Origin of the sequence: Salinimicrobium sp. TH3 (assembly GCF_026676115.1) — a bacterium.
Lineage (GTDB): Bacteria > Bacteroidota > Bacteroidia > Flavobacteriales > Flavobacteriaceae > Salinimicrobium.
This window is the reverse complement of record NZ_JAPONB010000003.1, coordinates 72,407-96,202: the sequence shown is the minus strand read 5'-3', so window position 1 is coordinate 96,202 and position 23,796 is coordinate 72,407. Positions and strand designations below refer to the sequence as shown.

Here is a 23,796-nt window from a genome sequence, read left to right as displayed (position 1 = left end):
AGATGCTCTTAAATTAAATTTCAATATAAAAATAAAATATGGAACCCTTCCCCTCCTCGCTTTTAAGCCAAACTTCCCCATGGTGTTTTTCAATTATCCTTTTGACGATTGCCAGACCAATTCCGGTGCCTTTGAACCTGCTCCCGACTCCTCTCTGAAAAGTTTCGAAAATCTTCTTTTTCATTTTCTTCGGAACCCCAATTCCATTATCCTTAACATAGAAAACTTCCCGGCCTTTTAACTGTTCTGTACCTATTTCAACAAAGGGATTTTCTTCTTCTGAAGAATATTTAATGGCATTGTTTAATAGATTAGACCATAGTTGAAAAAGCATACCGCGATCGCCCTCCATAGAGGGTAACTCCGGCAGAATTTTTACCGTTGTTTTTGGATAACTCCCCTCTACATTCACGAACTTAAGCACCTCCCCTATTAATTCTGAAGTATTAACAGTTTCTACTTTAAGTCCATCCGCATGATTAAGCTGCGAATATTCAAGAATATTATCAATGAGATCATTCATTTTTTCATTGAGATCCCTGCTCATTTGAAGCAACGCCTGGCCATCTTCACTTAACTCTTTCCTGTGATCTTCGTCCAGAATGGCAAGAATTCCTTCCATACCTCTCACCGGAGCCCTTAGATCATGTGAAAGCCCATAGCTGAATAATTTCAGTTCTTCATTGGCCTCCATTAATTGAGTATTTAAAGCCTCGATCTCCTTTTGCTGTTGCGCCAGTAAAGTATAACTGATATTCTCTCTTAAAGCCCGCGCTACATCCCTGTCATTTTCCTGCCAGGCTTCAGAAATCCCTGTAAGTTTTTCAGACCATTTTTCAAATGACTTACGTGGACTAAGCCGATCTTCTTTTTCATTGTAAAAGGCCTTGGCCTGTGGGTTCCCTCCCCAATTCACCTCCTGGATCTGTTCGGGCCTAAACCAGAAAATATATTTATAATCAGCGATCTTTAAACATAAAACCCCCGATGCTACTTCTTTATAAGCATTTGCTTCAGGAAATAATGTAGATAGCTTACTGGTCCAAAATAGGTTTTTTGGCTGCTTTTTTATAAAGTTGAGCAGGCTTTCCAGTTGCTTTGTTTCAGGAGTATTTCCTATAAGTTTCCATTGATCTTTAATGAAAATGGCACCCCCACCGCAGGAAATAATTTGAGTGAATTTTACATTCCCTTCAGAAAGTGCCGTTACCACATCATTTTCCTCCTTCATTTGCACCACCAGTTGCCGCCTAATATTCTCAGAAAGTTTTGCCCTACTAATCAAAGCTGTGTTTTCCTGTAGAGTAAGCTCTGTAGAGAACATTTGTGCTAGAAACCGACAACTTTCCCGCTGGTAAAAATCCAGGTATTTTGCCGCTTTATGGTGACAGGCAATCAATCCCCAGAGTTTGCCCTTTACAATAATCGCAGCCGAAAGAGAAGCGCCAACCTCCATATTTTTGAGGTATTCAATATGAATTGGTGATACTGCTCTTAGGCCGGATCGGGAAATATCAAGAGGCTCTTCATTAAGAGGAGATATTTCGGGCGTAATTGGAACCGGAGTGTAATGAACATTGGAAATCACCCGTACCTGATGCTTTAGAAAAAGCTCCCGGGATTGCGCAGGGATATCTGTAGCGGGATAATGTAAACCCAGCCATGAACCCATATCTTCCTCTTTAATTTCGGCAATTACTTCCCCATTCCATTCCTCATCAAATCTATAGATCATAACCCTGTCGTACCCAAACATTTCTTTGGTAAGAATAGTCGCGGCATTGCACAATTGATCAACAGATTTTGAAGCTTTAAATTTATTGAGAACCCTTGTTAATTGTCTTTGAAAATGATAGGAGCTATCCACCTCCTGCAGGGGTTCAAAGTCAAGAATAAGATTGAGTCCTGAATTATGGGCCAGCATCAAAAATTTAATGTTGTTGATCCAAACCTCACGTGGAACTGAAATTTCTTCGGAGTTTAGCAACTCCACAACTCCTGTCATTTGTTCCTCTCCCAGAAGATAAGTGAGATCTTTCCCTAAAAAACTATCAAATGCCTCCCCAAAAAACTGGGTCGCATTCTCCCCCACCTGAGTAATTATAAAATTTTCAGGATCAACGGATACAAGTACTCCATGGGCCTGAGTTTTGCCAATAATATGAATTGGCTCCCGGGCACAGTTATCTAAATCTAACTTGCCTGGATACTCAGAGATGTGGGTCATATTTATGCTTTTAATTTAAAGTAGAAAGAACTTCCTACTCCTTCCTGTGAATCCACCCAGATAGTACCGTTGTGAAGAAGAACAATCTTTTCCACATGGGCCAGACCAACGCCTGTGCCCTCATTATCCTGATTTTTCACCCTGTTAAATATAGTGAAAATATGAGCCTGATCTTCTTTGGAAATTCCTATCCCATTATCAACTATGGAGAAAACCCAGTATTTTCCTTCCTTGTAAGCAGAGATCCTTACTTCGGGAGATCGCTCTTTTGGCGTATATTTAATGGCATTGGAGATAAGGTTCTGGAAGAGAAGTCTTAATTCCACTTCATAGCCCATGATCTTTGGCAATTCTCCGCTGTGTACCTTTGCATTGGTGTCTTTGATCCTTTTGCCAAGATCATATTTTACCACCTCTACAATTTCTTTGGTATTGACTAATTTCTTCTTTCCGTTCCTGCCTATTCGGGAGTGTTCCAGCAACGCACGAATTTGTTCTGAAAGACGTGTGGAAGCCTGTTTGATGTAAGTGACATAGTTCTGTCCCTTTTCATCCAGCTTAGGAGCATAGATCTTTCCGAGGATATCAATTCCAAACTTAATGGTTGAAAGTGGCTCCTGCAGGTCGTGAGAGCAAATAGAAACGAACTGCTCCAAATCCCGATTGGCCCTTTCAAGATCGGCTTTCTGTTCCCGAAGCTGATCTTCGGCCATTTTAAGTGCTGCAATTTCCACGAACGTATAGCGAATAGTGAGGATGTTGTCATCTTCATCTTTTTCAGAAATTGCATTGAGGATCACCGGCAGGGTTTCTCCTGTTTTGGTAAGAATATTCTGCTCCTGGTTTACCAGCACCCCATTATCTGTAAAAGCTTTACTCGATTTGAGGGCTTCTACCTGAGCTTCTTCATTATAAAGGTCGTAAATAGACTTTCCTACTAACTCTTCTTTGGAATCATATTTTAGCTGCTTCACTGTCATCTTATTACAGTGAATAATTTTAAAAGTCCGTGGATGTACACTAATGTGCATCACAGGATCTTCTTCATAAAAACTTTTAAACCTCTTTTCACTCGCCTGGAGTTTCTCTTTGGATTTTTGAAGGTTTTCAATATCAATGAAAGTAATCACAACCCCTTCCACCTTTTCATGGGAATTAATATAGGGGGAGATCCTTCTTAGATAATGAACGCCATCTTTGGAAGTTATAGACTTTTCAAGTGTAATTCCGGTTCTTAAGACCTTTTTACATCTTTCTACCAAATTGCTTTTTCCCATATTACCTGTGAAATGGCTAATTGGTCTTCCAATATCGGAATTTAAAAAGCTAAGGTGTTTCTGGATCGCAGGAGTGAATTTTCGAATTTTTAATCCTGAGTCTAAAAATATTGTACCTATCTGTGTGCTTTCCAGGAGGTTATTAATATCGGCATTAAGCGCTGCGAGATCATCCATTTTTTGAAGGTTCTCTGCATTTACGGTATTGATCTCCTCATTCACACTCTGCAATTCCTCATTGGTGCTTTGCAGCTCCTCGTTAGAGGCCAGCAGTTCCTCATTGGCTGCCTGTAATTCTTCATTACTGGTCTCTATTTCTTCAAGAGAAGAATTGAGTTCTTCCTTTGTTTGCTTAAGCTCCTCTTCGAGATTAGATACATATTCCTGTGTGCGGGTGGTGAGAGTGACATTATCTACTGTCTCTACATTCTCAAGATTTAGTTCCTTTTCAAGGAAAGTGATCATAAAAGTACTCCCCAGGTCCACGCCCTCCATAGAAAGAGGTTTAACCAATAAATCAACAGCTTTTTTCTCTCCATGAAGCTCAAAAATGGCATCTTTATAATAAACTTTTTGCTGAAGCTTTTTTGCCTTTTTGAGACTGTTCTGCACCAGGTATTTTAAATCTGTGCCCAACATGTCAAGTAGATTCGTAGAGAACCCGCTCACCGGAAGACTGGCATATTTCCTGAATTCCCCTATTGCCTCGAGGATGTTATAATTTTGATCTACGTAAACGCTTGCAGCTCTAAAATGATCCAGGACGGTTTCATTAAAGTCACTGGTGAGTTTCGTGAAATTTGAGGTAACGGGTTCCCTGTTCAAAAGCCGCTCTTTTACCGTTTTGTTTGCAAGCGGTCTTCCCTTGGAAGGGGGGGTATGGGAAAATCCCGGCTCAAGCCTCTTATTTGCCCGAATATTCTGGTAGATTTTCCACTTGCGGCTAATTTCCTTGAAATTATCCTGTTGTGTGTAGACACTTTCACTGGTCCCCAACACCAAAATACCATCCTTTTTAAGGCTGTAATGAAGAACCTTTAAAGCTTTAGTTTGTATTGCATGTTGAAAATAAATAAGAAGGTTACGACAGGAAACAAGATCCATGTTGCTAAAAGGCGGATTCTTGATCACGTTATGTTTTGAAAAGATCACCGCCCTTCTTAAATTCTCAACTACTTCATATTTTTGAGGTTTACTCACGAAATATTTTATAAGAAATTCCGCAGGAACATCTGCAGCAATACTTTCGGGATAAAAACCTTTACTGCCTATTTGCAGGTGTTTTTCTGCAATGTCTGTAGCAAATATTTTTAATTCAATATTTTTCCCCTGATTTTCAATTTCTTCCAGGAAGCACATAGCATAAGAATAGGCTTCTTCACCCGTACTACAGGCCACATCCCATATCTTTATTACATCGCCGTCCTTTCGTTCCCTAACCAGGGCAGGAATGATCTTATGACGTAATTCGTCCCATACTTTACTGTCCCTAAAAAATTTTGTTACCCCAATGAGGAATTCCCGGTAAAGAATATCAACTTCTTTCTCTGTAGAGGTGAGATAGGTAAAATATTCGGCAAGGGAACGGCACTTACACACACTAACCCTTCGGGCTACCCTTCGGGCAAGTGTTGCTCTTTTGTACTCCCTAAAATCCAATCCAGCCTGTTCGTTGACATAGTTAAGGATCTTCATAAGTTCTGACTGGTCATTAGCCACATCCCCATCCTTGAAATGGAATATGGAAGGAGCCGAAAGGAAGTTTTTCAATTCGTTCCCCATCTCCTTAACAGGAAGAACATAGTCTACCAGTCCGGTATTGATGGCACTTTTAGGCATACCGTCAAATTGTGCTTCGTCCGGTTCCTGTACCATGATCATCCCATCATTCTCTTTTATCGCACGTGCACCTCTGGTCCCGTCACTTCCCGTACCACTAAGAATAACCCCAATAGCCATATCCCTGTGCTCCCTGGCCAAAGACTCAAAAAACATGTCTATAGGCAGGTTTAGCGTCTGGGTTTTAGGCTTATCCAGAAGATACAAACAATGATTCTTTATTATAAGATTGCTAACCGGGGGAATTATGTAAATATGTCTCTGCAAAATCTCCATTCCATCCTGCACCTCAACAATAGGTAAGCCGGTACTTCGGGAAAGAAGTTCTCCCATCATGCTCTTGTAGTCTGGAGAAAGATGTTGAATAATTACAAAGGAGTTTTGTGTATCCTCAGGAACATTTTCAAAAAAAGCTTTAAGAGCTTCCAGTCCTCCAGCACTCGTACCTACCGCAACGATTCTTGCTTTTTCGGAAATACTGGAATTATTAGGATTTTGTATAGTCGGAGAGGTATTTATCTTCTTACTCATAGCGGAAAAGGAGGCTCTTAAAAGGACCTGTCACTATTAAATAGTCACAGGAAATCCTACTCCTTGAGAGCAGGAAGTTCAAAATAGCCAATTCTTGAAATTATTCAGCGTAAAATTACTTCTTAGCAGGATTTATTAATGTTAACGATCTGTTAAGTAACTATTCGAGATAAAACAAATGTTACCTCATTTGATATTATTTGAGGGATTTTAAGCTAAAACAATTGTTATAGCACTATTGTATGTGTAGTAGGGGCCAATTTGTAGGAAAACCACTCAAAAAAAGGAAGAGAGAGATTAACAAACCTTCTTCCCCTATATAAGGTTTGCTATACCTGACCCTCTTCCTGTAAAACCAACAAATTATATAATTGGTTGATTTTTAGACTAATAAATATAAAGAACTTAGTGAAAAAATGAAAAAATTTTCCCTGGGAATTTCCCCCATATCTACTCTTAAAATTTTTAAACTCTATCTTAACAATTAATTAAAATTCAGTATCTTAGAAAGAGTAATCTCTTAAAAAATATGCGCCATGAGAAATCAAATTTCATTTTTCGCAAGGCCCCTTATAATCCTGTTATTTTTTAGCCTGTCATTTGAAGTTTTGGCCGCACTTCAACAAACCACAGACAGGTATACCGAATATAAAGGACAGGTAGTGAACAGCCGGAATCAGGATCCCCTGGCCGGGGCTTATCTTTCTGTTCAAAACACCAATATTTCAACGGTGACAAACAATGATGGAGAATTCTCCCTAAAGATTCCGCAGGACCTGGAAAATGTGAATGTTCTGGTGTCTTACCTCGGCTTTCAAAGTCGCACACTTCCCTTAGAGTTTTTCCAAAAAGGAAATGTGGTCATTGAACTTAAAGAATCTCTGGAAGAGCTTGAAGAGGTAAGTATCTTCACCTACACAGATCCTAAAGCTCTGGTTCGAAATATGCTGGATAACCGGGGTAGTAATTATTTCACAGATCGTACTACCATGACGGCCTTTTACAGGGAAGCTATTAAAAGAGGACGAAAAAATGTTTCTCTTTCTGAAGCGGTGGTAAAGATCCACAAACAACCCTATGATTCTAACGCCGATGATGATATCGCTCTTGTAAAAGCACGTAAAACGGCCGATTATGACCGGCTGGACACTGTAGCCTTAAAACTTCGGGGTGGTCCTTACAACCCTTTGAGTATTGACCTCATGAAAAATCCCACTCATATCTTCAATGAAATGGATCTATCCAACTTCAAATTCACCTTTGATGATCCCACCAAAATTGATGATCAATACCTGTACGTGGTTGACTTTGAAGAATTAAACAAACAAATGCCCTGGTATTACGGAAAACTGTTTATTGATGCCAACACTTTCTCCCTGGTGAAAGCCTCCTTCAATCTTAATGTCGACAACCGCTCGGCCGCTACAGATCTTTTTGTAAAGAAAAAACCGGGTGGAACGAAAGTTTATCCTGTTGAAGTCAATTATGACATTACCTACAGGCAAAAGGATGGTCGCTGGTATTTTGGGTATGGACATACTCAACTGGAATTTGTTGTGAACTGGAAACGCAAACTTTTTAATTCCCGTTATAAGGTTGATAGCGAACTTGCAGTAACAAATTGGGAGATCACCAAAGAGAAAGTTAAAAAAGACGACAGTTTTTTGAGCCGAAGAGTAATCATGAATGATGATGTTACCGGCTTTGCCGATCTTACCTTTTGGGGAGAGAACAACATCATTGAACCCGATGAATCCATAGAAAGTGCAATTGATAAGATACGGGACAAGCTGGAGAACAATTAGAACAGTTTCCTTTTACTTACTTCTGAAAAATGCCATTTTTGACAGGTAATTTACTTGCGACATGTTTTGTCGCAGGAGTGATTAACTTTGCAGGACATTAAGCTTTCCTTTACCTTCGGAAGCTGAAAAATTGAACCTAATGAAGATCCTGCATACGGCCGACTGGCATATTGGAAAGAAGCTACACAAAACCGAACTGGCCGAAGATTTCGACCTCTTTATTGACTGGCTTTGCAAGATCATTGAAGAGGAAGAAATTGATCTATTGCTGGTTTCGGGGGATATTTTTGACCTTGCCAATCCGTCATCTGAAGCACGCCGGCAATATTACCGCGCCCTGGTCAAGATGAACCGCTTTGACTGCAAGATCATCCTCACCGGTGGAAATCATGATTCCCCTTCCATGCTTGAAGCTCCCAAAGAGATCCTGAAGGAGCTGGATATCGACATCATTGGCGGGATGCCGTCTAATCTGGAAGAATTAATTATTCCCGTTCACAACAGCAACGGTGATCCCGGCCTGGTGATCGCTGCTATACCATTTCTAAGAGATGCCGACCTTCGAAAATCAGGAGATGGGACCACCTACGACGACCGACTCGAAGCCCTAAAAAATGGTATCCAGAACACCTTTTTTGAGGCTTCAGAAATTTGTGCTTCAAAATATAAAGGAATTCCTGCCATTGCCCTTGGACACCTGTTCACCGCGGGAATCGAAACTTCAGAAAGTGAAAGGGAAATTCAAATAGGGAACCTGGCAGCTTTTGAAGCTTCGAGGTTTGGAGAGTATTTCAAATACATTGCCCTTGGCCACATCCATAAGCCACAACGGGTTGCAGCAGCTGTGCCGGCATTTTACAGCGGCTCTCCCCTGCCTCTTTCCTTTAGTGAACGCAAGGATGAAAAAAGGGTATTAATAATTGACACCAATACAGGCTGGGAACCCCGCAGTCTTCCTGTACCTGTTTTTCGCTCCTTACTCAAAATAAGTGGCGACCTTGAGGAGCTAACCTTTAAATTACAGGAACTACAGGAGAAAAAACAACTCGAAAGTCTTATAGAGGTAGAGCTTAAGGAGGAGCAATATGATGCTTTAAAGATCTATGCCCTGGATGAGTTAGTATCAAATTTCCAAAAGCAGGGCTACAGGATTGTAAAGCATCGTGCAAGTTTTCAAAATCAAATCAAGGGCGCTGCCCAGGCTTTTGGAGGTGAACAGCAGTTGCAGGACCTGCAGCCTAAAGATGTGTTCCTGGAGCTCATCGCAAAACATGAATACGACGAAGAAACAAGGCAGGAAATATTAGCAGCCTTTGACGAAATTTTAGAGGAGTTGCACAGGGACGAAAATGCAGAAATATGAAGATCTTAAAAATTGAATTTGAAAATATAAATTCCTTAAAGGGAAGGCACGAGATAGACTTCACAAAAGCCCCTTTTACCGTAAGTTCCCTTTTTGCGATCACCGGTCCCACAGGAAGCGGCAAGAGCACGATCCTGGATGTGATTTCCCTCGCCCTTTTTAATATGGTCCCCCGTCTCGGGAAAATAAGTAAGAATGATATTATCAACAAAGGAGCTCTTCTTACCCGCAACCAAAAAGAGGCAAGTGCCAGGGTAACTTATCAGGCAAAAAAAGGGATTTTCGCTTCAGAATGGAGCATTTCTACGAACCGTAACAACAACCTGCGCGATTATGAAATGTTCATCTACGATATGGCTACAGAAAAGCCGCTGGACTATAAAAAATCTGATGTGCCTTCCAAAAATGAAGAGCTCATCGGGCTTAATTACAATCAGTTCATAAAATCTGTGCTTTTAGCCCAAGGGGATTTTGCTCAATTTTTAAAAGCTAAAAAGGACGAACGCGGAGAGTTACTGGAAAAAATTACAGGCACGGGGATTTACAGGCAGGTAGGGGTAAAGGCATACCAAAAGTTCAAAAGCGAAAATGCCGAAATTGAGGAAAGGCAACGGGAAATAAACCTGCTCAAAAATGACCTTTTAGAAGAGGAAGTTTTGAAGGAGCTAAAATCAACTTTAGCAGAAAAAACAAAGATCTGTGAACCTTTGGAAAAGGAAATTCAGCAGCTGGACAGGCTTATTCAGCTAAAGAAAAATATTTCTGAACAGGAGGCACAGATCCTTACACAGGAAAAATTAAAGAATGTAGCTGTAGAAAACATCTCTCTTTTTGAAGAAATAAATGGCCTTAAATTAAAGCAACATGAGGAGGTTCAGGTTTTTGCCGAAGACCTTCGCGCCTGGCAGCACCTGGATAAAACCTGCACAGAACTTAAACAGGAACTTGCCACCCATAAGCGGGGCGAAAAGGAAAATACTCAAAACATTTCCACCTGCCTGGCCAAGATTAAAAACTTTCTCAAATCTGAACCCGAAACCGGGGAAATTGAAACTCACTTACAGACCTTTTCTAAAAATGTAAGGAAGCTGCAGCAGCAACGGGATGAAAAACTTACCCAGTACCGGCATCTGGAGAAACAGTTTAACTCAGAATTACGGGAAGTACCATTCCAGCTGATTGGCAACCTGGAAGCTGAAGAATTAAAACTGAAGGAATTAAAAGCTGCCGGAGAGAACAACCTGGTGGCATTAAAGCAGAACCTGAAGCAGGTAAACCTGGAAAAACCTGAAACCGAAAAAGCACGGTTAAAGCAGATGCTTCAGCAGGGACGAAAAGCACAACAGGAATGGGTGGCGATCACAAATCTTTCCGCAGAAGTTGAAAAGGCAACAAAAGAGGAAAAAGAACTTCTTCCGCAGATAGAAGTGCTGCCGCAGGAGATATCTTCAGCAAAAAAAGAAATGCAAATCCTTCAGAAGGATGTCGAGAACCTGCAACTAAAAAGGGAAAACGAACTTCTCAAAGCCAGCCTGGAAGAACACCGGCACAATCTTGTAGACGGTCAGCCCTGCCCTCTTTGTGGCAGCACAGAACATCCTTATGCGAGCGACTTACCTTTCAAAAATGACAATTTACAGGAGGCAATTTTAAAGCTGAAAAAAGAAGTTTCTGAACTTGAAAGACAGATCATGACCCGGGACACCAGCCTTGCCCATCACCAAAAAAGGCTTTTAGAACTTCAACTGCTTATCCAGGAAAACAACAGGAGACTGGAGCTTCAAAAAAGGCATTTTGAAGAGGAATATTTAGCGATCAATCCATCGGGTGAAAATTGGGAAGAATTTTGTAGCAGCAGGGAGGAAAAGCTTGACCTGCTTGAAAGGTTTGAGCAGGAAAAACGGAAACTGAGTGCTGTCTTGGCGGGACTTCCAATAATTTCTGAAATTAAAGCTGTTCTTGTACAGGGGAGACAAATTAAAGAAGAACTGGACAGCCTGTACACCGGTAATGACATTGAAACCGACTGCCTTGAACTGCAAAATATATGGACAAAACTGCAGCATGAGAAAGCAACTATGACCCGGCAGGGAAAAGAGCTCAACCAAAAGATGGATGAGAGAACTATTGCGCTTGAGAAGCTTGAACAAAGCCTGCAACCGAAAATCACCGAAGCGAATTGCCGTGAGATCAAAGAAGCTCTGCAAAGATTACTTTCGGAAAACGAATATTTACAGCTTCGAAAGAAGCGGGACGAATTAACTTCAGAAAAAGCAAAAATTGAAGCCTCTTTAAAAACTCTAAGGGAACAGCTGGGGCAGCTACAGCAAAAGGATGTTCCGGAACCTTTAGCAGTACTTAAAGATAGATTAAAGGAAGTGAATTCACAGCGCAGCTTACTTAATGAACAATGCGAGGAGCTTAGAAGAAAGCAGCGAAATGACAAGGAGCGCAGGGAAAAGATCGACAACATTGAAGCCCTCCTCAAGTCCACCAAGGCCCGAATCAAAAGATGGGAGTTACTCAACAATTTGATAGGCGATGCCACGGGGAAAAAATTCAATGATTTTGCGCAGGACCTAAGCCTGTCTCAGCTTCTTGTGCTGGCTAACAGGCGACTTATTGATCTTAGTGACCGTTATCGCATAGACAAACCTATGGATGAGGAGGATGACAGCCTGGTGGCAATAGATGAACACATGGGCGGGCAGCGACGATCTGTCAAAACTTTATCGGGCGGGGAAACTTTCCTGCTGAGTTTATCCATGGCCCTTGCATTAAGCGACCTGGCCTCCAAAAATGTGGAAATCAACTCCCTCTTCATTGATGAAGGCTTTGGGACGCTGGATCCTGAGACCCTGGACCAAACCCTGGATACACTGGAAAAATTACAGGCAGAATCTTCTAAAACAATTGGTATAATTAGTCACGTTGATTCCCTTAAGGAAAGGATCGCAACTCAAATACAACTTAGCAGGAATGGACAGGGATACAGCTCCCTGGAAATAAAGGGTTAGGTATTGGCAGTAAATATTAATTAAAAGATAAAGATTTGGCTGCTTCGGGAGGATTTGGTAAACTTCATTATAAGAAAAATAAAATTTTATGAAAAAGATACTAGTTATCCTTACCTCAAATAGTGACCTGCTCGATACAGATTCCCATACCGGTGTTTGGCTTGGGGAATTCACAGATCCTTATTACGAATTCATTGATAAAGGTTATGATGTTACCCTGGCAAGTCCAAAAGGAGGTAAACCGCCCATAGACCCCAGAAGCCAGTTAACGGAAAATATTACCTCTTCCAACCGCCGTTTTAAAAAGGATGAAAAGGCGCAAAAAGATTTTGAATTCACACAGAAGCTTTCGGAGATTACAGCCGATAATTTTGACGCGGTATTTTTCCCGGGTGGCCACGGCCCCATGGGAGATCTCGCCACAGACAAAGATACTTCCCGCCTTGTCATAGAATTCTATAAACAAGACAAACCTATTGCCGCGGTGTGCCACGGCCCCGCAGCATTACTTACTGCTGCTATTGAAGAACCGGAACTGTTACAGGGAAAAGAAGTTACCGCTTTTTCAAATAACGAAGAAAAGCTGGTAGGTCTCCGGGACAATATTCCTTTTAGCCTTGAGGACCGCTTAAAGACTTTGGGTGCTAAATACAGTTCGGCTACATTACCATTTACCTCCAGGGTAAAAGTTTCGGGTAAACTGGTGACAGGGCAGAACCCCGCTTCGGCAGAAAAAACAGCAAAGGAGTTGATCAAACTGTTGGAATAGTTTTCATTCCTCGTTGAGCCAATATTTCAATAATTGCCAGACAGGAAAGATCCAAAAAACCGATTGGTTATAAGAGCCGGGAATTAAAAAATTTCCGGCTTTTCTAATCATATCTTATACTTAAAGATAAAGGTCGAAACTTTTATCCTTTCATCGATTTATTGGAGCATTTTTCATTAAAAACGTTAGATTTGATTAGTTTTATTGAAAATAAACAAAGGATTTGGAAAAAACTTTTGAACAAAAGCTGGAAATATTTTCTGCTTGTGCCGAATTTATGCCATGTGTCATCGTTATTCATGAACTGAGAAAAAAAGATTTTAAAGTAGTCTTTATGAGTTCGCGAGGTCTTGATCAATTGGGATTAAGTTTGCAGGAACTTTCGGGCATGGGACCCGAATATCATGAAAGATTTTTCAATAATGAAGACATGGAGGACTTCATGGTAAAATTGAGAAAACTGCTTGAAAAAAAAGATCCTGATGAGACTTTTACATTTTTCCAGCAAGTGAGGTTTAAAGATAGGAAAGACTGGGTGTGGCACATTGCATCTGTTCGTATTTTCCACCAGGCTCCAGATGGAACTCCAACTCACATTGTCACAGCCGCCATTCCTATTAACAGGATGAAACATATAGAGAATAAAGCAGAGCGCCTTCTTAAGGAAAATATGTTCTTCAAGGAAAATCTCTCTAAGTACCTTTGCCTTGGGAAAAGGGCAAAAGAAGTTTTACGATTGGTTGCGCTTGGAAAGAGTTCAGCCGAAATAGCCGAGGAACTTAGTATTTCCATAGATACCGTGCATACCCATCGCAAGAACATCAAAAAGAAACTGGAGATCTCTTCCAGTTTTGAGTTTACAGAATACGCCAGAGCCTATGACCTCATATAAAGACAAAAAAAAATCGGGGCCCCCTACTTCCCCGATTTTTTACTCATTGTATCTAATTCATTTCAGAATTAATTGCAATACAATTTCATAGCGTAAAAATAAACGTTCCTAATACTTCCTCCAATACCCACTTTTGGGGATTTTTTGATTAATCTATAAAAAAGGGACAACATTTATTTTCCTTCTCGAACACCTAAGTTTTATCTTTGTAACATATTATGCACAGACACTTCAGGATATATAAACCTTATGGATTTCTAAGTCAGTTTATTACCAACCAGCGAACCCGCAGGAATAAAAGAATGCTTGGTGAACTTTATGAATTCCCGCAAAACACTATGTCTATTGGTCGCCTTGATGAAGATTCCGAAGGGCTTCTATTATTAACCACAGATGGTAAGATTAGTGCAGAAATTACCGGAAATAGTGTAGAAAAAGAATACTATGTACAGGTGGATGGGGAAATAGACAGTAGTGCCATTGAAAGAATGAGAGAGGGAGTGGAAATAGGAATAAACGGCAATAAATACCTCACCCAACCTTGTGAGGCTAAAATCCTGTTAGCTCCTCCAGCCTTTTCGCCACGTTCAAGACCTATAAGAGACGCCAGGCATGGGCCTACAAGCTGGATCTCGGTGACGCTCACAGAAGGAAAGTTCCGCCAGGTTAAAAAAATGACTGCAGCAGTAGGATTTCCCACCCTAAGGTTAGTAAGGGTAAGAATAGGAGAGGAATATTTAAAAAATATGCAGCCGGGAGAGGTACAGGAAGTGGCCAGTTTTAAGTGTTGAACAAATCACAATTTTCATCTTTCCAAGGGGTATTTTTCGTAACTTAACAGTGGAAAATATTGGGCCATGAAAAATGTGATTATTCCAATGGATTTTTCTTCATCATCTACCCGGGTGATCCTTTATGCACTTGGTTTGATGAGAGAAGAGGAATGCACATTCTTCATGTTGAATCTTCCTGAAGCTGCCGCTTATAGCTCTACAAAATTTGAGGATAAAGAATGGATCAACTGTATCCAGAATGAGGCCGGTCAAAGACTTCAAAAACTTCAGAAAGAAATTGCAAAGATCTACCCTTCCAAAAAGATTAATATACAACTTCTTTTTCCCGGAAAAGCCCTGGAAGAGCAGGTAGATCCCAACTCACTTATTATTGGAAGTACAGCAGTATTGGAAAAAACATTGCAGTTGCCTTATGAGTTTTTCCGGAATTCAAAATCACCTCTACTTTTTATTCCAAAGGAGAAAAAGTTCACCCTACCTAAAAGGATTCTGATAACACTACAACCTCATGTGGAAATAAAACAGGCCACTCTAACTCCCTTTAAAAGGCTTTTTGGAAACCATGACCTGGATGTGGAAATTATCAAAATGTATTCAGGCAAAATAAATCATTCCCAGGTAGCAAGAGATGAATATGAACTAAATCAATTGTTTGAAGTTTACCATCCTAAAGTCGGAACATTGATTACAGATCACGTTGCAAGCCATTTAGGTAGAACTATGCAGAAGGACAATTATGATTTGCATATAGTACCTCTTTCTCAATCAATTTTTCCTGCAGGGCCAACTACCTCTCGCATCGTGAATGCAATAGCCGACAGTAAAATTCCTGTAATGATTTTACAGGGAATCCCACAAGAGCAGCAAATACCATTTAGAAGCCCCAAAAGAACCAGGAATAAAACTGCTACAGTTCAATGAAAGTTCTAATCTCACTCTTATTATTATTACATGCTATTCTACACCTTATGGGGCTTGTCAAAGCTTTTTATACAGACTTTCTTCCCACGATTTCCAGAAAGATTAGCATCTCTGAAGGGGCTCTTTGGTTCGCATGCACTGTACTTCTGGTTTTAGCTAATGTTTATTTCCTCAACGCCTACCCCTTCTGGCCAGTTTTATCTATAAGTGGAGCTTTGCTTTCGCAGTTTTTAATTACCCTTAACTGGGAAGATGCAAAATATGGCACAATAATAAACCTGTTAATCCTGGCGGTAAGCTTTCCCGCTTTAACTTAGTTATGGGATAAGGGCTTCAAAGGTTTTTCCCATTGATAGATCGCCGGTTTGAAATCCTTTTGAAAACCACTCCATGCGCTGTTTGGAGGTTCCGTGAGTAAAAGCATCGGGCACCACACGGCCAGATGTTCGTTTCTGAATTGCGTCGTCCCCAACAGCACTCGCAGCACTCAGGGCTATCTCTATGTCTCCCTGCTCGAGGTATTCCCTGTTGTAATGCGCCCATATTCCGGCATAAAAATCGGCTTGTAATTCAAGAGCTACAGAGAGTTCATTAGCTTCGGTTTGATCCATTCCCTGTTGTAATTGCCGCACTTTCCCCGAAGTACCTAAAACAGTTTGAACGTGATGCCCCACCTCATGAGCAATAACATAGGCTATAGCGAAATTGCCTTCTTTCGCCCCAAAACGGGTACGTAGTTCTTCAAAGAATCGCAGGTCTATATATATCTTTTGATCTGCAGGACAATAAAATGGCCCTGAAGCAGCTGAGGCTCCTCCACATGCAGTTTGCACGGCATTACTAAAAAGCACCAGGCCAGGTTCGGGATAGGAGGATCCATTCTGCTCAAAAAGGGCATTCCATACATTCTCTGTGTCGGCCAATACTACTCCCGCATAGTCTCCAAGCTCCTTTTCTTCTACCGAAAGTTCCCGGGTCTCCCCTGCGGGCACCTGCTCCTGGAGCTGGTTGAAGATCTCCATAGCATCACCACCTGAAAAAAGCTGAATTGCAATAAAAATAATGGCAATGATTCCTCCCCCGGCTGCAATTTTACCTTTAGAACTACCTCTTCGATCTTCTACATTATCACTCTTTCTGCGCCCCCTCCATTTCATACTTTCCAGATTTTGTCACAAATTAGAAAATTATTCTTCACGATAATCTAGTGGTTTTCTTAATTCTCCTGCTGAAGTTAAAAAGACCAGAAGTATTTACTGAAGCATCGGGACTTTACACCTTAAAAGAGTTTAATTTTCCGCATTATGATTTATGATCCTGCCGTCTTCCATTGTTATAATTCTATCTGTACGCTTTGCAAAATCACTATCATGGGTAACTATTAATAAAGACAGCCCCTGTTCATCACTCAATTGCCTGAAAATTCTAAGCACATTTTCTGAATTGTGACTATCGAGATTCCCGGTGGGTTCATCCCCCATGATAATTGCAGGATCATTTATGAGAGCCCTGGCGATAGCAACCCGCTGTTTCTCTCCACCCGAGATTTGAGATGCTTTTTTAACTGCGAGATTTTCAATGCCAAGCATGTCGAGCTTGTAGAGGGCATTTTTCCTAATCTCTTCAGTAGATCGTTCTCCAAGCTTTCGGGCAGGAAGCATCACGTTTTCAAGTACGGTAAATTCGGGCAGGAGGTAATGGAACTGGAATACGAAGCCAATATATTTATTTCTTACATAAGCCAGCTTATTGGGATGTTGCCCGGTAAGCAAATCTCCGTTAAGAAAAAGCTTCCCGTCATAATCCCGGTCCATTGTTGATAAGATGTAGAGAAGGGTAGATTTACCGCAGCCCGACTTTCCCATGATGGAAACAAATTCTCCCGAGTTTACGCTAAAGTTTATATCCTTAAGCACATGAAATTCTACCGGTTTCCAAAAATGTTTATCAATATGACTGGCTTCGAGAATTGGCTTCATACCTATATACCTGTTATGATCTTCACAGGATCGATTTTTTTGGCTTTACGCGAAGGGAGATAGCCCGCCAGAAAAGTAAAAAGCATTGCGAAACTAATCCCAAATATGTAAAAGCGGATATCAAAATTTACAGGATAGGTTTCTACTGTTGGCAATGCCTCGGTATTAAAGGGAGTATGACTTATTAAAACTGAAAGGCCGTACCCAAGCAAAAGTCCTAAAATCCCACCTAAAAATCCTATAATTAGCGCCTGACTCATAAAAATGAGCTGTACGTCCCTGCCCGAAAAACCCGTTGCTTTTAAAATGGCAATATCGTTCATCTTTTCATAGATCAACATGTTGAGAATGTTGTAGATGCCGAAACCGGCCACTACCAGCAGCGTAACTGAAACGGCATAGGTAATAAGATTTCGAACAGTGGTTCCCGTCTCAAACTGGGCATTTGCTGTTCTTACATCAATTGCAGTAAGATCGAACTGCTCCTCAATAAATTCTGCTATAGAAACTGCCTCTTCAATATCATTCAACTTTACGTTTATATCTGTGATGTAGCTTCCGGGTTCTCCAAGGATACGTTGGACTGTGTGAAGATTTGTAAAGCTTTGAACATTATCTATTTCTACGATCCCGCTTTGATATATCCCCACGATCTTTAATGGAAAAACATCCCCTTTTACAGTGGTTACCTGCACGCGATCTCCTACTTCCAAAGACAATTTATCTGCCACCCCTGCCCCAAGAATAATTCCGTTGGAGGTGTTATGAAGATCCCTGGCGCTTCCCTCTACTATATAATCTCCAAGATTAAAAAGCTCTTCTTCTTTCAATATCTCTACTCCCAAAAGATTTCCTCCCAGCTCTATAGAACCTGAAATGTAAAAAACCTGTGTCTTCACCTGCGGAATAGCTCCTCTTACCCGGGGATCCTCCTCAAGGTACTCCATTAAAGGTTGTGCATTATGGATCTTCTTTTGAGTAAGCTGGGGCCTAACCGAATGTATTACCGTTAAGGATTCATCCATGCCCTCATAAAGGGTTGCAGGCTGGTCCCGGGTAGGCTTGATCTCATTGAAGATATGAACATGAGGAGTTTGATTTAAAATGAGATCATCCAGCATCTGGTTAAGGCCCGTCATAAAGCTTACAAGAGTAATATATGAACCTATCCCAAAAGTAACCCCGAGAGCAGCAATAAGGGTTTGCCGCAGTTTGCTTACCAGGTGTGTTTTTGCAATACTCAATATTACCCGATAGTTTCTCATTCCTCTGGTGGAAATAATTTTGTATTTGCTGTAATTCCTTCTTTAACCTCAACGGAATCAATACTCTCCAGGCCGGTGGTAACCTCAACGATACCATCTTCTGTTCTTACACGGTTATTTCCGATCAAAAATTTCCGGGGAATAACGAGTGCTTTTTCCCGTTGTGCCACCACAATGTTTCCTTCTCCAGAAAGCCCCGGCAGGAGTACTTCTGGCGCATCTGTAAAGAGAGCTTCCACTAAAAAAGTCTGATTCCTTTCATCCTTCTTGGGATACACCTTATCAACTTTAGCTCTAAAGATTTTTTTAGGATAGGCATCAAGAGTTAAGTAAACAGTCAATCCCTTTCTTACTCTTACGATATCCTCCTCATCTACAAGCATCTCCACAATAAATCTATCTGCACTACCTAAAGTTACCAGTGGCTGGGAAGCATTGACTATCTCCCCCGGCTCTTTATGAATGGCATAAACTTTTCCGTTTATCTTACTGGTAACAGAAAAATCGGTAGTATTAATTAAAGAGGATCTATAAGTATTCTCTGCCTGTTTTAGCTGGGTTTCCAACTCCTTTTGGGTGCGTTGGTATCTGTTTTGAAGTATTTCAAGGGCGGCTTCAGATTTTTCAAAAGCGAGTTTTCTACTTTCCAGGGTGGACCGGGAACCAATTTGCTGCTCCCAAAGCCGCTCCTGCCTTCTATAGTTGACGGAGTCATTAAGAAACTGAAGTTTTGCCGCTTTAATTTCTTCCTCCAGGTCCGAAAGGATTGCTGCGCCTCCTTCAAAGTTTTCCCGTGCCAGCTGCAGGGCCAAAAATGCGTTTTTTGAAGCCAATTCTGGATTGGTTTTAATAATCTGTACCAGCACATCGCCTTTTTGTACCACATCCCCCTCCTCCACAAGGTTCTCATCCACAAGACCATTTACCACTGCAAATGCCTGATAAAGACTATCGGGCTGCACAGTGACAGAAGCATAAACAGCTTCGGTGATCGAGGTCTCCACCGGAAATACCGAATTTTCCTGCTGGTCACAGGAAATAAGACTGAAAAGAGCTACAGCCGGTAAAAAATATTTCAACATGGGTAATACTTTTAACCAAATTTAGCTGAAAACCCCGATCCTGTGAATGATATTCATCAGGTCATAAGAACCGGTAATTTACTGGGCTTCTTTCTTCCGGTAGGTAAAGCTTCTCTCCTCCCCTTTTCTCATGACAAACTCCTCTTCATTTACCACAATTTTAATAAGGTCCTGCCAGCCACCATGGCTTTTAAGAAATAGAACGTCCTGTGTGAGTTTTACCTCCAGCCAATGCCGCCGGTACCTACATCTAAAACTTATTTCTTCAACATTTTGAGGTAATCCCGGATTGAAGTATAGGCTTTCTTTTTTAAATTCTATTCCCGTGTAGCAGCGGTGAATTAGATCTACAGTACCCGCCATGGCTCCCATATGTACACCCTCGGCAGTAGTCCCTCCCTGCACGTCTGAAAAATCACTAATTAGAGCTTCTTTAAAATCATGCCAGGATTGCTCCCTGTGAGACCTGGCATAAACCCAGGAATAAACAACTTTACTCAAGGTAGAACCATGAGAGGTGATCGCCTCGTAATAATCAATATTTGCAGGAATTTGCTCTTTGGGGTCAAAGGGGTATTTCATTAGATCGAAAAGTTCTTTGAGCTCTTCGGAAGAAAAAAGAAAAAAGAGCATTAAAACGTCAGGTTGTTTTACCGCCTTGTAATTTTTGACATCGTCTCCCTCCTTCTCAAGGATACGGTCCAGTCTCATGGTCTCTCCATATTTTTCGTGGTACCATTTCCAATCTAAATCCTTCAGCTTATCAAAACCTTCAAATTGTTCGATTATCTTTCCATCCTCCAGAAACGGAACGAACATATTTTCACAAATGTTCTGCCAGCGGGAAAGTTCTTCATCATCTATTTCCATTAACCTCAACAGGTCACTTGCTCTCCGATTATTTAGTTTTTGAATGGTGAGGAGTGCGTGTTTCAGCGTCCATACAGCCATTATATTTGTATAGGCATTGTTTCGAAGACCGGGCTCTGAAGAATTGGGATAGGAGGTATGGTACTCATCGGGGCCAACTACTTCATGTATCTCATATTTTCCTCTCTCCTCATTGTACTTCACTTTGCTGGCCCAGAATTTTGCAATATCCAGGAGCAATTCGGCACCATAAAATGCCAGGAACTGCAGGTCACCACTCACCTGAAAATACTGCCACACATTATAGGCTATAGCTGCATTCACATGCCGCTGTAAATGAGTATTATCTGGCAGCCAGTTCCCCGATTCGGGGTTAAGGTGAATAATTTGTGTTTCTTCCCTCCCGTTGCTCCCACTCTGCCAGGGAAACATAGCACCTTTGTAGCCTTCGCTACTGGCTGCAAACCGTGCCTCGGGTAATCTCCTGTAACGGTACATGAGCAATGCCCGGGTGAGTTCGGGAATAGTGATGTTGTAGAAAGGAAATATAAAAAGCTCATCCCAGAATACATGCCCGCGATAGGCTTCGCCATGCCATCCTCTTGCGGGTATACCTACATCTTCATCAATGGTTTTCAAGCTAAAGGTTTGGAAAAGATGGAAAATGTGCAGCCTTAGCAACAATTGATCATTATTCCCATCAGCTTTTAAAAGGATATCACTCTGCCCCCAAAGTTCCTCCCAGGCCATTTTGTGAAACCGCAGAAGCTCGCCAAATCCCGGAATTCGTGTTACCAGCTTCTTTGCCTCGCACAGAGGATCGGCAATGGCCATGTCCCTGGAAGTATACACTGCTACCAGCTTTTCAACAGTTATGGCCTTGTTTTCCCGGGCTTCAAAAATGAGTTCCTGGGCCACGTAATCCTTTTCGATGATACTTCTCCTCTCCACGGAAGGTTCATAAAGTTCAAAGCTTACCCTGGTTTTACAGGCCTGGACCATTACAATTTCAGACTGGCTGCTTCTCACCTTTAGATAAATACCGTCTTCTTCAAAACTCCCCGTATCGAGCGGGACAAGATGTTGACCATTAAGGGCTCTATACCTGGCAACTCCTGTATTGGAAACTTTTCCATTTAAGGCGGAATGAATGGTTATTGAACCTTGCCAATTTAAAGGCCTCAATTCCCACTCTATTGCTGCCAGATGCATCTTTGACATACTTACAACCCTGCGACTGCAAAGCTGTGTTTCCCTGTTCTCTTTGTCCCTAAATTTCATTCTACGCTCCAGGATCGCTTCGCGAAGGTTAAGAGACTGTTCAAACTCAAGGATCTCAACAGCATCTATATTGAACCAGTCGCCATTTTCCAGTCTAAACCTTAGCAGCGTCCAGTCTGGCCAGTTCACAAGGTCCTCATTTTCAATGACCCGTCCGGCTATGGTAGTTTCAAGACGGTTGTATCCCCCGGCGAGATATGTGCCGGGATAATGGTTTTCTCCAGCTACAGACCCCTCTGCAGCTGCCCGGGTAGCAAAATACCCGTTACCCAGAGTGCAAAGCGATTCTCGCAGCAACTCCTCCTGTGGGGAGTAATTATCATATTTTAAGATCCAGTCTTTCATTTTTCACACCTCAGGTTTTAATAAGGTTTCTAAAAAAGGTTTTTACTTCCTCCAGGTCCTGCAGAGAATAATCGGCGAAAGTATCCTGGTCGTGGTCTCCCACAAGAATTCCCAGGCTATGATCCACTTCCCTAAAGGCATCTTCATCTGTGACATCGTCACCCACATAGATAGAAAAAGGATTCTCTTGATTTGAAAGTTCCCGCTTCAGGAATTCAACTGCTCTTCCTTTGTGCCAGTCAATATTGGGTCTTATTTCAATTACTTTCTTGCCCCCGGCTGCGGTAAGTTCGGGGTAGTCTCTAAGTACTCCATTCACCCTGTCATGAACTTCCTGCTCAAATTCGGGCTTTACCTGGCGATAGTGAATGGCAAGGGTAAACTTCTTTCGCTCAAAATCCACTCCCTTAATACCCTGAAGCTGCTCCCTAAGAATGGGTTCAATTTCGTCGAAAAGCGGAAGGACCTTTTGAGCTTCTTCATTTTCTTTAAAAAAACCGTCTGGACCGGAGATCTCATAGCCGTGACTCCCGGCATAATAAAGTCCTGGAAGGTTGACCCGCTGCTTAACATCACCCATTCCCCGACCGCTTATCACCGCCACCGGATAAACTTCTGCCAGTTTCCTCACCAGTTCCCTCATTTCTTCAGAAATTGCTGCGTCTGCATGATGTTCTACTATAGGTGCGAGTGTTCCATCAAAGTCGAGAAACAGCAAAGGTTTTTTCTGCAGATATTTTTCCTTTATCTCTGGAAAATTCTCAATTGCCGACGGTAGTTCTTTTGGTTCACGGCCTTTTTTAAACTCCAGATCTAATTCCTGAAGATTCTTCACTGCCAAATGTGCACCATGTTCCAGTAATTCCTCTTTGGAAGAAGCATTTTCAATTCCTATTATCAACCTGAAGTTTCCATTTCTTCCTGCTTCTACTCCAGCCTGTGCATCTTCAATGATCATGGCGAGGTCGGGTTTAACACCCAACTCTTTTGCTGCTTCCAGGAAAATACCGGGTGCCGGTTTCCCCTCAATGTTCCTTTCTGCAGAAGTAATGCCATCTACTACAGTGTCAAAAAGGTCATTTTGAAGACCCGCAAGTTTCAGGATCTCCCTGCAGTTCCTACTGGCAGAAATGAGTCCTATTTTAAGCCCCTGTTTTTTCCAGTCCCTTAATTGCTGAACGTTTTTTTCAAATATATCAACTCCTTCTTCCTCGATAACCTGTCTAAAATTCTGGTTTTTAAGATTTCCAAGCCCGCAGACGGTTTGGAATCCAGCGGCATCTTCGGGAGAGCCAAAAGGTAGTTCCAGCCCTCTTGAAACAAGGAAATTATTTACTCCGTCGTAACGCGGTATTCCATTTATATATCGGGCATAATCATTTTCAGAAAAAGGAAGAAATTCTTTTTTCCATTCTCTCTTCCTCCGCTCATTGTAATCATCAAATGTTTTTCTCCAGGCTTTTTCATGTTGCCGGGCGGTACTTGTGATCACGCCGTCAAGATCTGTTATTATCGCTTTTAGGTAGTATTTCATATCAA

At 41.5% G+C, this 23,796-nt stretch carries 16 protein-coding genes; 8 read left to right on the top strand and 8 right to left on the bottom strand.

Features of this window, described 5'->3' with window-relative positions; translation table 11 throughout:
- Positions 1-13: 13 nt before the first annotated feature.
- Positions 14-2,227 (bottom strand): ATP-binding protein, encoded by a 2,214-nt coding sequence (locus OU683_RS06160; protein ID WP_268136312.1) that lies wholly within the window; start codon positions 2,225-2,227, stop codon positions 14-16.
- A 2-nt stretch (positions 2,228-2,229) separates the two neighbouring features.
- Positions 2,230-5,874 carry a chemotaxis protein CheB gene (locus tag OU683_RS06155; RefSeq protein WP_268136310.1) on the bottom strand — a complete coding sequence of 1,215 codons (3,645 nt, stop codon included), beginning with the start codon at positions 5,872-5,874 and terminating at the stop codon, positions 2,230-2,232.
- Between the two features lie 536 nt (positions 5,875-6,410).
- Here OU683_RS06155 and OU683_RS06150 point away from each other — a divergent pair.
- The 8 genes from OU683_RS06150 to OU683_RS06115 all read left to right on the top strand — a co-directional run bounded on the left by OU683_RS06150 (position 6,411) and on the right by OU683_RS06115 (position 15,752).
- On the top strand, positions 6,411-7,679 hold the full coding sequence (locus OU683_RS06150; RefSeq protein WP_268136308.1) for a carboxypeptidase-like regulatory domain-containing protein: 1,269 nt from the start codon (positions 6,411-6,413) through the stop codon (positions 7,677-7,679).
- Between the two features lie 139 nt (positions 7,680-7,818).
- A complete protein-coding gene (locus OU683_RS06145) occupies positions 7,819-9,042 on the top strand; it encodes an exonuclease SbcCD subunit D C-terminal domain-containing protein (protein ID WP_268136306.1) in 1,224 nt (407 codons plus the stop codon).
- On the top strand, positions 9,039-12,059 hold the full coding sequence (locus OU683_RS06140; RefSeq protein WP_268136304.1) for an SbcC/MukB-like Walker B domain-containing protein: 3,021 nt from the start codon (positions 9,039-9,041) through the stop codon (positions 12,057-12,059). Before OU683_RS06145 ends, OU683_RS06140 begins: the two co-directional genes overlap by 4 nt.
- A gap of 88 nt (positions 12,060-12,147) precedes the next feature.
- Entirely contained in the window at positions 12,148-12,828 is a 681-nt protein-coding gene (locus tag OU683_RS06135) for a type 1 glutamine amidotransferase domain-containing protein (RefSeq protein WP_268136302.1), read from the top strand.
- A gap of 223 nt (positions 12,829-13,051) precedes the next feature.
- On the top strand, positions 13,052-13,720 hold the full coding sequence (locus OU683_RS06130) for a LuxR C-terminal-related transcriptional regulator (protein WP_268136300.1): 669 nt from the start codon (positions 13,052-13,054) through the stop codon (positions 13,718-13,720).
- 218 nt (positions 13,721-13,938) lie between these two features.
- Positions 13,939-14,511: a pseudouridine synthase gene (locus OU683_RS06125; protein ID WP_268136298.1), complete on the top strand. Its 573-nt coding sequence runs from the start codon at positions 13,939-13,941 to the stop codon at positions 14,509-14,511.
- Positions 14,512-14,577: 66 nt separating this feature from the next.
- Positions 14,578-15,435 carry a hypothetical protein gene (locus OU683_RS06120; RefSeq protein WP_268136296.1) on the top strand — a complete coding sequence of 286 codons (858 nt, stop codon included), beginning with the start codon at positions 14,578-14,580 and terminating at the stop codon, positions 15,433-15,435.
- Entirely contained in the window at positions 15,432-15,752 is a 321-nt protein-coding gene (locus OU683_RS06115; RefSeq protein WP_268136294.1) for a hypothetical protein, read from the top strand. Before OU683_RS06120 ends, OU683_RS06115 begins: the two co-directional genes overlap by 4 nt.
- Here OU683_RS06115 and ypfJ read toward each other — a convergent pair whose 3' ends face one another.
- From ypfJ to otsB, 6 genes are all read right to left on the bottom strand, one after another.
- On the bottom strand, positions 15,753-16,592 hold the full coding sequence (gene ypfJ / locus OU683_RS06110) for a KPN_02809 family neutral zinc metallopeptidase (protein ID WP_268136292.1): 840 nt from the start codon (positions 16,590-16,592) through the stop codon (positions 15,753-15,755).
- 132 nt (positions 16,593-16,724) lie between these two features.
- On the bottom strand, positions 16,725-17,414 hold the full coding sequence (locus OU683_RS06105) for an ABC transporter ATP-binding protein (RefSeq protein WP_268136290.1): 690 nt from the start codon (positions 17,412-17,414) through the stop codon (positions 16,725-16,727).
- A gap of 2 nt (positions 17,415-17,416) precedes the next feature.
- Positions 17,417-18,679 carry an ABC transporter permease gene (locus OU683_RS06100; protein WP_268136288.1) on the bottom strand — a complete coding sequence of 421 codons (1,263 nt, stop codon included), beginning with the start codon at positions 18,677-18,679 and terminating at the stop codon, positions 17,417-17,419.
- Positions 18,676-19,761, bottom strand: coding sequence for an efflux RND transporter periplasmic adaptor subunit (locus OU683_RS06095; RefSeq protein ID WP_268136286.1), 1,086 nt, complete (start codon positions 19,759-19,761; stop codon positions 18,676-18,678). Before OU683_RS06095 ends, OU683_RS06100 begins: the two co-directional genes overlap by 4 nt.
- 78 nt (positions 19,762-19,839) lie before the next feature.
- Entirely contained in the window at positions 19,840-22,257 is a 2,418-nt protein-coding gene (locus tag OU683_RS06090) for a glycoside hydrolase family 65 protein (protein ID WP_268136284.1), read from the bottom strand.
- A 10-nt stretch (positions 22,258-22,267) separates the two neighbouring features.
- Positions 22,268-23,791: a trehalose-phosphatase gene (gene otsB, locus OU683_RS06085; protein ID WP_268136282.1), complete on the bottom strand. Its 1,524-nt coding sequence runs from the start codon at positions 23,789-23,791 to the stop codon at positions 22,268-22,270.
- Positions 23,792-23,796: the final 5 nt, after the last annotated feature.